At 63.3% G+C, this 14,519-nt stretch carries 10 protein-coding genes; 7 read left to right on the forward strand and 3 right to left on the reverse strand.

The annotated features are described in order from the left end of the window. The first annotated feature begins 1 nt into the window (after window position 1). Window positions 2-1,498: a lysine--tRNA ligase gene (gene lysS, locus ACT54B_RS04940; RefSeq protein ID WP_476043234.1), complete on the forward strand. Its 1,497-nt coding sequence runs from the start codon at window positions 2-4 to the stop codon at window positions 1,496-1,498. A gap of 85 nt (window positions 1,499-1,583) precedes the next feature. Here the strand turns inward: lysS and ACT54B_RS04945 are convergent, their stop codons facing one another. The 3 genes from ACT54B_RS04945 to ACT54B_RS04955 all read right to left on the reverse strand — a co-directional run bounded on the left by ACT54B_RS04945 (window position 1,584) and on the right by ACT54B_RS04955 (window position 6,960). Beyond that, window positions 1,584-2,714 (reverse strand): hypothetical protein, encoded by a 1,131-nt coding sequence (locus ACT54B_RS04945; RefSeq protein ID WP_476043236.1) that lies wholly within the window; start codon window positions 2,712-2,714, stop codon window positions 1,584-1,586. A gap of 199 nt (window positions 2,715-2,913) precedes the next feature. Beyond that, window positions 2,914-4,461, reverse strand: a complete 1,548-nt coding sequence (locus ACT54B_RS04950) for a trimethylamine methyltransferase family protein (protein ID WP_476043238.1) — start codon at window positions 4,459-4,461, stop codon at window positions 2,914-2,916. Between the two features lie 51 nt (window positions 4,462-4,512). Further along, entirely contained in the window at window positions 4,513-6,960 is a 2,448-nt protein-coding gene (locus tag ACT54B_RS04955) for a GcvT family protein (RefSeq protein ID WP_476043240.1), read from the reverse strand. Between the two features lie 297 nt (window positions 6,961-7,257). Here ACT54B_RS04955 and ACT54B_RS04960 point away from each other — a divergent pair, with 297 nt between their 5' ends. The 6 genes from ACT54B_RS04960 (at window position 7,258) to ACT54B_RS04985 (ending at window position 14,435) form a co-directional block, all read left to right on the forward strand. Beyond that, window positions 7,258-8,472: a mandelate racemase/muconate lactonizing enzyme family protein gene (locus tag ACT54B_RS04960; protein ID WP_476043242.1), complete on the forward strand. Its 1,215-nt coding sequence runs from the start codon at window positions 7,258-7,260 to the stop codon at window positions 8,470-8,472. 158 nt (window positions 8,473-8,630) lie between these two features. Further along, the gene (locus ACT54B_RS04965; protein WP_476043244.1) at window positions 8,631-9,542 is read left to right on the forward strand and encodes an NAD(P)-dependent oxidoreductase; all 912 of its coding nucleotides are present in this window, start codon (window positions 8,631-8,633) and stop codon (window positions 9,540-9,542) included. A 4-nt stretch (window positions 9,543-9,546) separates the two neighbouring features. Continuing rightward, window positions 9,547-11,190 carry a GMC family oxidoreductase gene (locus tag ACT54B_RS04970; RefSeq protein ID WP_476043246.1) on the forward strand — a complete coding sequence of 548 codons (1,644 nt, stop codon included), beginning with the start codon at window positions 9,547-9,549 and terminating at the stop codon, window positions 11,188-11,190. A gap of 75 nt (window positions 11,191-11,265) precedes the next feature. Continuing rightward, entirely contained in the window at window positions 11,266-12,219 is a 954-nt protein-coding gene (locus ACT54B_RS04975; protein WP_476043248.1) for a LysR family transcriptional regulator, read from the forward strand. A 25-nt stretch (window positions 12,220-12,244) separates the two neighbouring features. Beyond that, on the forward strand, window positions 12,245-13,153 hold the full coding sequence (locus ACT54B_RS04980; RefSeq protein WP_476043250.1) for a LysR family transcriptional regulator: 909 nt from the start codon (window positions 12,245-12,247) through the stop codon (window positions 13,151-13,153). A gap of 121 nt (window positions 13,154-13,274) precedes the next feature. Further along, entirely contained in the window at window positions 13,275-14,435 is a 1,161-nt protein-coding gene (locus ACT54B_RS04985) for an ABC transporter substrate-binding protein (protein ID WP_476043252.1), read from the forward strand. Window positions 14,436-14,519 lie beyond the last annotated feature (84 nt).

Here is a 14,519-nt window from a genome sequence, read left to right on the forward strand (position 1 = left end):
GATGACTGAGAAGACCACCGAAACCGCCCTTTCTTCCGATGCAACGGAAGTGCGCCGCCAGAAACTCGCCCTGCTGCGCGATCAGATCGGCGACGTCTATCCGGCCCATTTCCACCGCACGATCACCAATGCGGAACTGGCGGAGAAATATGCCGGTCTGGAGCCGGATACGGAATCCGGCGACACCGTGACGGTTGCGGGCCGCGTCTATTCCTCGCGCAACTCGGGCATGTTCATGGACCTGCACGATGCTTCGGGCAAGATCCAGATCTTCTCCCACAAGGATACGACACCGGAAGAAGCCCGCGCGCTGCTTCCGATGATCGATCTCGGCGACATCATCGGCGTGACGGGCGCCGTTCGCCGCACCAAGCGCGGCGAGCTGACGATCAATGCGCACGAGATCACCATGCTGACCAAGACGCTGCTTCCCATGCCGGAGAAGTATCATGGTCTCGCCGATATCGAGCTTCGCTACCGCAAGCGCCATCTCGACATCCTCACCAACGAAGAATCGAAGCTGCGCTTCCAGCAGCGCTCGAAGATCGTCTCCGGCATCCGCCGCTTCATGGAAAATGACGGCTTCATGGAAGTCGAGACCCCCATGCTGCACTCCGTCTATGGCGGCGCGACGGCCGAACCCTTCAAGACCCACCACAACACGCTGAAGCTCGACATGTACCTGCGCATCGCGCCGGAACTCTTCCTGAAGCGCACGCTGGTCTCGGGGCTGACCGACAAGGTCTTCGAAATCAACCGCAACTTCCGCAATGAGGGCGTGTCGACCCGGCACAATCCCGAATTCACCATGATGGAATGCTACTGGGCCTATGCGGATTACGAGGACATCATGGACCTCGTCGAGCGCCTCTTCGAGGAGCTTGCGGTGAAGATCCACGGCACCGCCGAATTCGCCTATGGCGACAAGCAGATCTCCTTCAAGGGCCCGTTCAAGCGGGTGCCGATGCCGGATGCCGTGAAGGAAAAGACCGGGATCGACTTCCTCGCCCTCAAGACCGACGAAGAGGCGCGCGCCGCCGCCAAGGCCAAGGGCTTCGAGGTGGAGAAGGATGCGACCTGGGGCGAATGCCTCGCCTTCATCTTCGAGGAAACCGTCGAAGCCTCGCTCATCCAGCCCTCCCACGTCACCCATTTCCCGAAGGACATCTCGCCCTTCGCCAAGGAAGTGCCGGGAGAGCCGCGCCTCGTGGAACGGTTCGAGACCTATTGCAACGGCTGGGAAATCGGCAATGCCTTCTCCGAGCTCAACGATCCGGTCGAGCAGCGCGCCCGCATGGTCGAGCAGCTTGAGCAGGCCCATTCGCGCGGCGAAAAGGAAAAGCAGCTGGACGACGAGTTTCTTGATGCCATGGACCAGGGCATGCCGCCCGCCGGTGGCCTGGGCATCGGCGTCGATCGCCTGATCATGCTGCTCACCAATGCGCCGTCGATCCGCGACGTCATCCTCTTCCCGGCCCGCCGTCAGAAGGCCGACTGAGCAGCCCGCTCATCGGACACAAACAAAAACCGGCGGATTGCCCCGCCGGTTTTTTATTGTCTGTCAAAGGGGTGGCAATGGCCTGTCAGCCATGACTGTTCGGGCTTGCGGCCTTGTTCTCGCCCTCGGCCCCTGACGCCGCCGGCGCTGCCTGATCTCCACTTGCCGGAGCGGCGGTCTCTTCGCCCGACTGCGCCTCACCCTTCGGCGCTGCATGGTCGGCCTGTGCCTTTGCCTCTCCCTCGGTCGGGGCGGCGTCTGCCGCATTGCCTGCAGGTTCTTCGGCAGGGGCAGCTTCGCCTTCGCCCTTCGGCTCGCCTTCCGGGGCCTTGCCCGCGGCTTCGCCTTCTTTCGGGGTTTCGGCCTTGTCCTCTCCGAACACCATGGATTTTGCGGATGCGAACCAGCCCTTGTCTGCTTCGGGCTTTTCGCCACCCTCCGCCGCTTTCTCACCTTCCGGAGCGGCCTTGCCTTCCCCTTCCGATGCGCCGGCCTCGCCTTCGGCAGCGGCTTTTTCGCCCTCGCCACCTTCGGCAGGCTTGGCCTTTTCGCCTTCACCACCCTCGCCTTCGGCCTTCGCGCCTTCGCCTTCAGCCTTGCTTCCCTCACTTTCGGAGGCAGCAGCGGCGGCAGCCCGCAGTTCCGCATCGGGGTCGGCGCAATCCTGTTTCTCCGGCAGGGAAGCCAGAATATGGCTCGCCTCTTCCTCCGGCATCTTCATCTTGGTGCCATAGAACTCGCCGGCTTCGGTGGCCATGGCATCCACATAGCTGACCTGGAGGACCGGAATCTCGCCGATATCGGCAAGCTTTTCCGGCTGGGGCACGTAGATGACGTCGGCACCCACCGCATGGCCGTTGATTGCCGAACGCTTGTCCGGGCCGTTCTCGGCAAGCACGACGACCTGGACCAGATCGGGCTTGTCCTTTTCATAGACCGCCGCGGCAACGCGCAAGGCCGTCTTGGCGCGGGTCAGGCCATCCGCCGCATCGGTCTTGATGTATTTGCGCAGCCAGACCTGATGGTTGCGCTGGTCCTTGATGACCTGCACCGCCTTGCATTCCAGACCGGAGTGATCCTCTTCGGGGGTCCCGAGGAGCTGGTCCTTGCCAATATAGACCGCCGTGGCGCCAGCCACCCCGCCGAGCAGCAAAACGCCGCACAGGATGAAAAGCACTTTCCGCGACAACCGGAAGATCCGCAGGGAGATCTTCACGCTCTCTGCTCCGCCATAACCCACTCCACGCACTACAATCGGGATTTTCTACATCCTATAAGAGCAGCGTTTCGGAATGTTTAAACATACATATTATGTTTTATGACAATACGAATGTCAGGAACTCATAAGAAAAGGGCCGCGTGAGAAGCCCACGCGGCCAACCGGTTCGGGGTCGATTGGGGAAAACCCCGCCGGATCAGCAATAGATCTGGAATTTCTGCCGGATCGCCGCGTCGATCTCCGGATCGATCATGGTGGCCGCAGCCTCCGAGAGAATGCGGTTCTTCCGCTCGATGGCCTTCTCGATGAGATCGGGCCGACCGAGTTCCACCCATTCCTTCGGGCTCGAACGATTGGCGACGGCGGGATAGATATATTCCGTCTGCATTACGCTCAGCGTTTCCTCATGGCCGAGATAATGACCGGGGCCCTCGAGGCAGACCGAGCGGATCGTTTCGACAGAGAGGCTGTCTTCGGTAAAATCGATGCCGCGAATGCAGCGCTGCACCTGGCCCAGCATGTCGTCGCCGAGCACCAGGCTTTCGAGGCAGAAGCCGAGCAGCGAGGCATGCATGCCGACCGCCTCATAGACCATATTGAGGCCGGAAAGACCCGCCATGACATTCGAGATGGCCTGTTCCCAGCCGGCCTGCATGTCGGGCAGCTTGCTGTCGGCGATGCCCGCCGCGGCACCGCCCGGCAGGTTATAGAAATGATGCATCTGGGCGCAGCCGGCCGTCAGCAGCGCCTGCTCGCCCGAACCGCCAGACATGGCGCCGGTGCGAAGGTCAGATACGAAGGGCCAGGTGCCGAAGATCGCCGGCGCGCCCGGCTTCATGGCATTCACATAGACCACGCCCGCCAGGCATTCCGCCACCGCCTGCACGATGGCCGTTCCAAGCGGTGCCGGGGCCGTGGCGCCCGCCTGTCCGGCCGAGAGAAGCAGCACCGGCATGCCGCCACGGATGCAGTGTTCCATGGCAATGCAGCTTTCTTCCGCGAATTTCATCGGCGGCACGACGAAGCAGTTGGAATTGGAAACGAAGGGCCGTTCCCGCCATTTGTCCTCCCCGCCGGCAATCATGTGCAGCATCTCGAAGCATCCGGCCACATGGGAGGGATCGGAGAAGCTGGTGCCCACATGCTTGGTCGTGCCCGCGCAGCAGGCATAGAGCGTGTTGACATCCATGAGGAAATTGTCGGTCACGTCGCGGCACACCATGGCGCGCTGGAAGAAGTGGATATTGTCGAGGTGGTGCACCAGACGGGCGGCGTTCAACAGGTCCTTGGAGGTGGAGTCGCGATATTCGCGCTTCTCCACATCCACCACATGCACGGCAGCGCCCGCCGTGCCGAAATGCACCTTCGAGCCGGAAAGATGGAGGTCATGCTTCTCATCGCGGGCAAAGAGGGTAATGTCGCGCGCCGCCTTGGCCAGCATGTCTTCCACCAGCGCCCGGGGAAAACGGATACGACCGTCATCGCCGAGAATGGCCCCGGCGCCGGTCAGAATTTCGACGCCCGATTTCGGTGCATTGGCAAGCCCGATCTGCTCCAGCGCATCGAGGGCCGCCTGATGGATCCGCTGAACCTGCTGGTCCGTCAGGGGCCGGTACTGCCCCCCGGAAAGACCGGGGCGGACGGGACGGATATTCTCTGCAAGCGGTGCGGAACGGACGGCGATACGGCCGGCACGGCCACCGGAACGGCGCTTCGGCGCGCTATCGGCTTCAGCCAGGGACATGGGTCACTCTCCTCACTCGCCGGCCATGGCCGGCCTCAATGGTCAACAGGGTCAGGCGCGCACGCGTTCGGCGCGTGGGTCATACAGGGGTTTCAGCGAGGCTTCGGCCTTCACCCGACGGCCGGCGATCTCGATCTCGTAGGACGAGGCCAGCACATCCGCCTCGCTTTCGCCCTTGCAGGGCACGTAGCCAAGGCCGATCGCGCCGCCGAGATGATGGCCGTAATTGCCGGACGTCACGATCGAGACGATCTTGCCGTCCCGCACCACGGCCTCGTTGTGGAACAGCAGCGGCTCGGGATCGGTCAACCGGAATTGCAGCATGCGTCGGTCGAGCCCGGCCTCCTGCTTGCGCAGAACCGCATCGCGGCCGATGAAGCCGGGCTTTGCGGTCTTGACGGCAAAGCCGAGGCCCGCCTCCAGCACATGGTCTTCGTCGGTGATGTCATGGCCGAAATGGCGGAAGGCCTTTTCGATCCGGCAGCTGTCGAGCGTATGGATGCCGCAGAGCTTGAGGCCGAGATCGGCGCCTGCTTCCTCCAGCGCCTCGAAGACATGAGCGGTCTGGTCCGTGGAGACATAGAGTTCCCAGCCAAGCTCGCCCACATAGGTCACGCGGTGTGCCCGGGCGAGGCCCATGCCCACCTCGATCTGCCGTGCCGTTCCGAAGGGATGGCCCGTATTGGAAAAGTCGTTCGGGCTGACCCGTTGCATCAGCTCACGCGCCTTCGGCCCCATGATGCAGAGCACGGATTCGGACGCGGTCATATCGGTCACGACGACGAACTCGTCCGCAATATGCCGGCGCAGCCAGGCGAGATCGCGCTGCAGCGTGGCACCCGGCACCACGAGCAGGAAGGCGGTTTCCGACAGCCGCGTGACGGTGAGATCGCATTCGATGCCGCCGCGCTCGTTCAGCATCTGGGTATAGACGATCCGGCCTGTCGCCACGTCCATCTCGCCGGCGCAGAGCCGCTGCAGGAAGGCAAGCGCATCGCGCCCCTCCACGCGGATCTTGCCGAAGGAGGTCATGTCGAAGAAGCCGACGCCGTTGCGGACGGCCAGATGCTCCTCGCGCTGGTTCTCGAACCAGTTCTGGCGCTGCCAGCTGTAGCGATATTCCCGCTCCTGGCCGGGCTTTGCGAACCAGTTGGCGCGCTCCCAGCCCGCCACCTCGCCGAAGACCGCACCGCGGGCCTTCAGGTGTTCGTGCAGCGGCGTCCGGCGCACGCCACGGGCGGTCGCCATCTGGCGGTAGGGGAAGTGATCGGCATAGAGCAGACCGAGCGTTTCCGTGACCCGCTCCTTCAGATAGCGGCGGTTCTTCTGGAACGGCTGGGCGCGGCGGATATCCACTTCCCAGAGGTCGAAGGGCGGCTCGCCATCGTTCATCCACTGGGCAAGCGCCATGCCGGCGCCGCCCGAGGACACGATGCCGATGGAATTATAGCCGGTCGCCACCCAGTAATTCTTCAGCTCCGGCACTTCGCCGAGATAGTAGCGGTCATCAGGCGTGAAGCTTTCCGGGCCGTTGAAGAAGGTGTGGATGCCCGCCGTTTCCAGCATGGGCATGCGCTTGATCGCATCTTCCAGGATCGGCTGGAAATGGTCGAAATCGTCGGGCAGCTGGTCGAAGCAGAAATCCTCGCGGATGCCCTCCATGCCCCAGGGCTTGGCCTTCAGCTCGAAGGCGCCGATCAGCATCTTGCCGGCATCTTCCTTGTAATAGGTCGCCTCGTCGGGCACGCGCAGCACCGGCAGGCGGGTCAGCCCCGGGATCGGCTCGGTGACGATGTAGAAATGCTCGCAGGCATGTAGCGGCACGGTGACGCCCGAGGTTCCGGCGAGATCGCGCGCCCACATGCCGGCGCAATTGACCACATGGTCGGCCTCGATCGTATAGGTCTCGCCCTCCTGCACGCAGGTCACGCCGGTGACGCGGCCATCCCTATGGGTCACCGAGGTCACCTTCACGCCCTCGATGACCTGCGCCCCGTTCTGCCGCGCGCCCTTGGCAAGCGCCATGGCAATATTGGCCGGATCGCACTGTCCGTCGAGCGGCAGATGCACGCCCGCCACCACGTCGGACGTGTTGAGATGCGGATACATCTCCTTGATCTCCTGCGGGGAAATCTCGCGCACATCCACGTTGAAGGCGCGGGCGAGCGAGGCCTGGCGGAAGAGCTCTTCCTTGCGTTCGCTGGTCAGCGCCACGGAAATCGATCCGCATTGGCGCATGCCGGTGCCGATGCCCGTCTCGGCCTCGAGCTTGACGTAGAGATCGGCGGAATATTTGGCCAGCCGGGTCATGTTCTGCGAGCCGCGCAGCTGGCCGATCAGGCCGGCCGCATGCCAGGTGGTGCCGCATGTCAGCTGCTTGCGCTCCAGCAGCACCACATCCGTCCAGCCGAGCTTGGAGAGATGATAGGCGACCGAGCAGCCGGAAACGCCGCCCCCGATGATGACCACCCGCGCCTTCGACGGTACCGCCTTTGCCATGCCCCGCACCCTTTTTCGCCTGTCTCTAGAGATTGAAGACCGCGCCGCAGCGTCTGCATCGCGGTCCCGAAGCGCCTCGTCAGGCCACTCCCGAGGCCCGTAATCTGGCCTTTCACCGGAGGCCCTCGCAAACAAAGGAAATGGAGGCATAGGCCACGATTCATTTGTGGGCTTCGCCTCAGCCGTCGAAATCGGCCGCACGCACAAACAAAACCGCCCCATAGGTCAAATTTCGTGATCTTGTCATGAAAGCCCCGGCTGGCACAGATTTTCGCTATTCCAGGAGGAGCGAAACCCATGAAAATCACCGGCCTGAAGACCTTCATCGTCGGCAATCCCTCCCCCTTTGCGGGCGGGCGCTATTTCATCTTCGTGAAGATCGAGACCGATCAGGGGATCGAAGGGCTTGGCGAGGTCTATGCCGCAAGCTTCAGCCCGAGGGTTATCGAGGCGATGGTCCGGGATGTCTTCGAATATCACCTCATCGATACGGACCCCTTCCGCATCGAAACCTTCTGGCGCAATGCCTATGGACGGGGCTATTCCCAACGACCCGACATTTCGCTGATGGGGGTGATCTCCGGTCTGGAAATGGCGCTTTGGGACATTGTCGGCAAGGCGACGGGCAAGCCGGTTTATGAGCTTCTCGGCGGCAAGGTGCATGAGCGGCTCAGAAGCTACACCTATATCTATCCGGACTTTGCCGCCGGCGAGCACGCCTATTCCGACAGCAAGGCCTATAGCGATCCGGACACCGCGGCCGAGCGCGCCCTCCATTATGTGAAGCAGGGGTTCACCGCCGTGAAGTTCGATCCGGCAGGGGCCTATTCCACCTTCGACCCGCGCCAGCCGAGCCTCGAGCGCATCGAGATTTCCCGGAAGTTCTGCGCCCGCATCCGCGAGGCGGTCGGCACGTCCTGCGATCTTCTGTTCGGCACCCATGGCCAGTTCACCACGTCGGGCGCGATCCGCCTCGGCAAGGTGCTGGAACCCTATCTGCCGCTCTGGTTCGAGGAACCGACACCGCCGGAAATGCCGGAACAGATGGCCGAAGTGGCAAGAGCCGTCTCCATCCCGATTTCCGCCGGCGAACGGCTTTGCACGAAATACGAATTCCAGCGGGTGCTGCAGCTCGGTGCGGCCTCGATCATCCAGATGAATCTCGGCCGCGTCGGCGGCCTTCTGGAGGCGAAGAAGATCGCCGGCATGGCGGAAGCCCATTATGCGCAGATTGCGCCGCACCTCTATTGCGGGCCGGTCGTCGGCGCCGCCAATATCCAGATCTCCGCCTGCAGCCCGAATTTCCTCATCCTCGAAAGCATCGAGCGCTGGGACGGTTTCCAGGCCAGCCTGTTGAAGAAACCCATTCAGTGGGAAGACGGCTACGTCATTCCGCCTTCGGAGCCCGGCCTCGGCGTCGAGCTGAACGAGGAGGTCGCGCTCGCCCACCCCTATGATGGCAAGGCCCTGCATCTGGTGCCCACCTTCGGACCGGTCGGACGGGGAGAGTAGGACCATTCCTGCGGCCGCGCTTGGGGTAGCGCAGGCCGCAGCCTTCCCCCCTCTGACCTGGCGGGCAGAGGGGGGCTATCCCCTTCGGCAACGACAGGGATAGCGGGCGCAAGACACCCAATCCCGGCCATCTCGCTCATTGGAAAAAGGGAAAACCAATGCACTACGGATTTATCGGCCTCGGCAATCTCGGGCGCAATCTCGCAGGCAGTTTGCTGCGCAACGGTTTCAAGGTCACCATCACGGATATCGACCGCAAGAACGGCGAAAAGCTGATCGAGAAGGGTGCCCTCTGGGCGGCTTCCGCGAAGGAGGTGGCCGAAAGCGTCGACGCGGTCATCACCTGCCTGCCTTCGCCGAAGGTATCCGAACATGTGCTGACGGCACCGGACGGCATCCTGGCAGGCCTGAAGAAGGGCGCGACCTGGATCGAAATGTCGACGCTCGATACGGATGCGGTCACGCGCCTTTCCAAAATCGCCGCCGATGGCGGCATCCGCATGATGGAGGCCCCCGTGACCGGTGGCGTGCATCTGGCGGCCAGCGGCGAGATTACCGTGATCGCCGGGGGCGATCAGGACCTCTTCGACCTGCACCGCCCCGCTTTTCAGGCCATGGGCAAGCGCATTTTCCACGCAGGAGATCTCGGCAAGGCGGCGGTCATCAAGGTCATCACCAACATGCTCGCCTTCATTCATCTCTGCGCCACGGGCGAAGCGCTGATGCTGGCCAAGAAGGGCGGCATCGATCTCACCCAGGCCTTCCACATCATCGCGGCTTCATCGGGCAATTCCTTCGTCCACGAGACAGAGGGGCAGGTCATCCTCAACGGTTCCTACAACATCAACTTCACCATGGATCTGGCGCTCAAGGACCTGGGCTTCGCGCTGGGCTTCGGTCGCGAATTCGGTGTGCCGCTGGAGCTGGCCGGCCTCGTGGAACAGACCTTCGTGCGGGCCAAGGCCATGTATGGGGGCGATGCCTGGTCGAGCCAGGTGGTGAAGCTGCTGGAAGACGCCACCGGAACGGACCTTCGCGCCCCCGGCTTCCCGGCGGAACTGGAGGCCTGAGGGGATGGCAAGCACGAAGGCAGCGCCCTCGCTCGGCCGCTTCGATTACGTCATTGTCGGTGCGGGTTCTGCGGGCTCGGCGCTCGCCGAAAAGCTGTCGCGCAATCCGGCAATCCGCGTCGCGGTGGTGGAGGCCGGCGGCAGCGACCGGCGCTTCTTCGTGCAGATGCCGCTCGGCTACGGCAAGACCTTCTACGACCGGCGGCTGAACTGGGGCTACCGGGCAGAGCCCGATCCCGGTCTTGCCGGCCAGTCGGATTACTGGCCGCGCGGCAAGGTGATCGGCGGTTCCGGCTCGATCAACGCCATGGTCTGGATCCGCGGTGCCGCCGCCGACTATGACGACTGGGCAGCCGAAGGCAATCCGGGCTGGTCTTTCGCCGACGTGCTCCCGACCTTCAAGGAAATCGAGGACAGCGAGGCAGGCGACGACGAATGGCGTGGCCGGGGCGGCCCGGTCCATATCACCGATCCCTCCGCCATGCTGCATCCGCTGGCCCAGCGCTTCATCCGCGCAGGCATCGAGGCCGGCTTCCCCTATAACCAGGATTTCAACGGGAAATCCCAGGAAGGTGTCGGCGTCTATCAGATCAATACGAAGGGCGGATGGCGCTGCTCTTCGGCGCGCGCCTTCCTCTGGCCGGCCCTGAAGCGTCCCAATCTGGCGCTCTTTGCGAAAACCATGGTGACGCGGCTCATCCTCTCCGAGGGCCGGGTCACCGGCATTGCGGTGAAGCGCCAGGGCCAGGACGCGACGATCGAGGCCACCGGCGAAGTTATCCTCGCCGCCGGCGCCGTCAACTCGCCGCATCTGCTGCAGGTTTCGGGCATCGGCCGGGGCGAGGACCTTCGGGCCGCAGGCATTTCCCTGCAGCATGAAAGCCCGGCGGTCGGTCACCATCTGCAGGATCACCTCGGCATCAATTACAGCTATCGGGCAAAGGGCGAGAGCCTGAATGCGCTGCTTCGGTCCTGGTGGGGCAAGCTGGCCGTCGGCTCCGATTTTCTGCTGCGCGGGCGCGGTCCCCTGAGCCTCAGCCTCAATCAGGGCGGCGGTTTCGTCAAATCGCGGCCGGAGCTTTCGCGGCCGAACATCCAGCTTTACCTGCAGGCGATCAGCACCTTTACCGGCAAGGTCGGCACCCGGCCGCTGCTCACGCCCGATCCCTTTCCGGGCTTCAATCTCGGCCTCTCCTCCTGCCGGCCGACGAGCCGCGGCACGATCCTCGCCCGCTCGCCCGATCCCTTCGAAGCCCCTTCGATCCGTCCCAACGCCTTCGGCACGGAAGAGGACCGCAGGGACATGCTGGAAGGTGTGAAGCTTCTGCGCCGTCTGGCAAGCCAGCCCTCTCTCGCGTCCATCATCGACGAGGAACTGGCGCCCGGCCCGGCGGTGCAGGAGGATGCGGCCTTGATGGAGGATTATCGTCGCCGTTCCGGCACGGTCTACCATCCGTGCGGGACCTGCCGCATGGGCCCCGATTCCTCCAAATCCGTGGTGGACAACCGGTTGCGGGTCCATGGTCTGAAGGGAATTCGCATCGCCGATGCATCGATTTTCCCGGCGGTCATTTCGGGCAATACCAATGCGGCGGCGATCATGGTCGGTGCGAAGGCCGGCGACATGATCCTCGAAGACCGGACATGATGGGGGGAAGGGTTCGCTTCCCCTCGCCCGACAATTGTGATTAAGATGACGACAAAACAGTCAGCACCGTTTCTCATGTCCGATTCCGTCACATCGTCCGGCTACCATCTACCGCCGCTCCCCTGGCTGCGCGCCTTCGAGGCGGCCGCCCGGCATTCGAGCTTCACCGCCGCGGCCGAGGAGCTGAACCTTACCCAGGCCGCCGTCAGTCATCAGGTGCGCTCGCTGGAGAAGCATCTCGGCGTCACCCTGTTCGAGCGGCTTCCGCGCAGTCTCCGGCTGACGGAAATGGGTGCGGCCTATCTGCCCCCGCTCCGCCGTTCCTTTGGAGAGCTGGCCGCCGCGACGGCTGGCCTGTTCGGCACCTCCTCGAAACGGACACTCACCATAAGGGCGCCGATCTCCTTTCTCGGTCTCTGGCTGTCCCGCCGGATTCCGGGCTTTCTGGCTGCCCATCCCGGCATTTCGATCCGCCTTGTGTCGGTCGTCTGGTCCCATACGGACCCGGACGAGGCGACGGATATCGACATCCGGCTGGGCGATGGCGTCTGGCCGGGCTACACCGCCTATCTCCTGCTGCAATCGTCCTCGATTGCCGTCTGTCATCCCGACCTCCTGCCCGAGATGTCGAGCCGGGATGGCATCGAGCAGCTGATCCGGCGCATGCCGCTCATTCATGTCACGGGCTACGAGAACCTCTGGCATCGTTTTCTGAAGCCGCTCGGTATCAACCCGCCGAACAATGAAGGCCTCAACACGGACACGTCCATTGCCGCCCTGGAATATGCCGCCGCCGGCGTCGGGCCGGCCGTGGTGCTCTCCTGTCTCGCCGAAAGCGCCCTTGCCTCCGGCCGCCTGGTGCGGTGCCTGCCGGGCACCGTCAGCATCGAGCAGGGACACTATCTGCTGACGACCGAAGGCAAGCGACGCCCCAATCCGGATGCGGTCAAGTTCCGCCAGTGGCTGATGGACGAGGCGGCGAAGAACCCGTTGAGCATACCGCCGGGTCCGGAACCGGTGATGACGTGAGGCGCGCGCCGCCCGGAGGGGTTCGATGGCCTTCACCCTGAGACAGTTGCAATATTTCGTCGCGGTGGCGGAACTGGGATCGGTGACCCGCGCCGCCCACAGCCTGTCCATCTCCCAGTCCTCGGTAACGGAATCGATCCGCGAACTGGAAAGCGATCTCGGCGTCGAATTGTTCGAGCGCCATTCCCGCGGCCTCTCCATCACCCATAACGGCCATCAGTTTCTGCGGCATGCGACGAAGATCCTCGCGACCGTCTCCGATGCCCGCAACAGTTTCCAGACGGAGCGCAGCCAGTCCACCGGCACGCTGAACATCGGCGTGACCTCGCTGGTTGCCGGTTACGTGCTCTCGGACCTGCTCGCGCGCTATCGCCGCGCCTGCCCGGAGGTGGAAGTGACCGCCATTGAGGATAATGGCAGCTATCTCGAACACCTGCTGATCGGCGGAGAGCTGGACGTGGCCGTCATGGTCATCTCCAACCTGCGCGATCGGATGGCGCTGCAGGCGGAAATTCTCGAAACCTCGCCCTACCGGCTGTGGCTGCCCCTGGGCCACCCGCTCGTCAGCGCCGAAATCATCAGCGTGCAGGACATTGCCCGCGAGCCGCTGATCATGCTCACCATCGATGAAATCGAGGAAAATACCGGCAAGCTGCTGACCGCGCTCGGCGCCCGTCCCCATGTCGCCTTCCGCACCCGCTCCGTCGAGGCGGTGCGCAGCCTTGTGGCGACCGGCGCGGGTATCGCCCTGCTGCCGGACCTCGTCTATCGCCCCTGGTCGCTCGAAGGCGACCGGATCGAAAGCCGGGACGTGTCCGGTTCGCTCCCGGTGGTTCAGGTGGGCATTGTCTGGCGCAAGGGCTCGAGCCTGCCGCAGGCAGCCCGCGATTTCGTCGGGATTGCCGAAACGCTCCGCAGCGGACGGCAGCGCTGAACTGCATCAATCGGTTTTTCCGATACCGCCTTTCTGATAAATGAATTTGCGAACGCGCCACTTTTTCGCCACTCTGTCACCGAGCGGAACTCACACAAGAATGCCAACCGGGAGAACAAGAATGAAGAAGCTGTTGAAAGCATGCACCGGCCTCGTGGCGGTCATGAGCCTGGCAACTCAGGCTGTTGCCGCCGACGCGCTGAAGGAACTGGGCAAGGGCGAAGGCGAACTCTCCATCGTTGCATGGGCGGGCTATATCGAGCGCGGGGAGACCGACAAGAATTACGACTGGGTGACCGACTTCGAAAAGGAAACCGGCTGCAAGGTCTCGGTGAAGACCGCCGCCACCTCGGACGAAATGGTCGCCCTGATGAACGAAGGCGGCTTCGATCTCGTGACTGCCTCGGGTGACGCCTCGCTGCGTCTGATCGCCGGCAAGCGGGTCCAGCCGATCAACACCGATCTGATCCCGAGCTGGAAGAGCATTGACGAGCGCCTGCAGAACGCCCCCTGGCATACGGTCGACGGCGTTCATTACGGCACGCCCTATGTCTGGGGTCCGAACGTCCTGATGTACAATACCGACGCCTTCAAGGGCGAAGCTCCGAAGAGCTGGAACGTGGTCTTCGAGGAAATGAACCTGCCGGACGGCAAGTCCAACAAGGGCCGCGTGCAGGCCTATGACGGCCCCATCTATATTGCCGATGCGGCCCTCTACCTCATGGCCCACAAGCCGGAACTGGGCATCAAGGACCCCTACGAGCTGAACGAAGACCAGTACAAGGCGGCTCTGGACCTGCTGCGCGGCCAGCGCCAGCTCGTCTCCCGCTACTGGCACGACGCCATGATCCAGATCGACGACTTCAAGAACGAAGGCGTGGTCGCCACCGGCTCCTGGCCCTTCCAGGTCAACCTGCTGGCCGGCGAAAAGGCCAAGGTTGCCTCCACCTTCCCGGAAGAAGGCGTGACCGGCTGGGCCGATACGACCATGCTTCACGCCGAAAGCGCCCATCCGAACTGCGCTTATATGTGGATGGAACATTCGCTGAAGCCGAAGGTCCAGGGCGATGTTTCCGCCTGGTTCGGTTCGGTTCCGTCGGTTCCGGCAGCCTGCAAGGGCAATGCGCTCCTGACGGACGAAGGCTGCAACACCAACGGCTTCGATCACTTCGACAAGATCAAGTTCTGGCGTACGCCGAAGGCTCAGTGCGAAAGCCAGGGTGAGTGCGTGCCCTACCATCGCTGGGTCTCCGACTATATCGGCGTCATCGGCGGCCGCTGATCCGCGCAACAAGGCCCCCGGTCACCGGGGGCCACGGCCTGCCGCAGGGCAGGATAGCGAATTGTCCTACGTTCATTCCCTCCG

Source organism: Gellertiella sp. DMC107 (genome assembly GCF_056313605.1).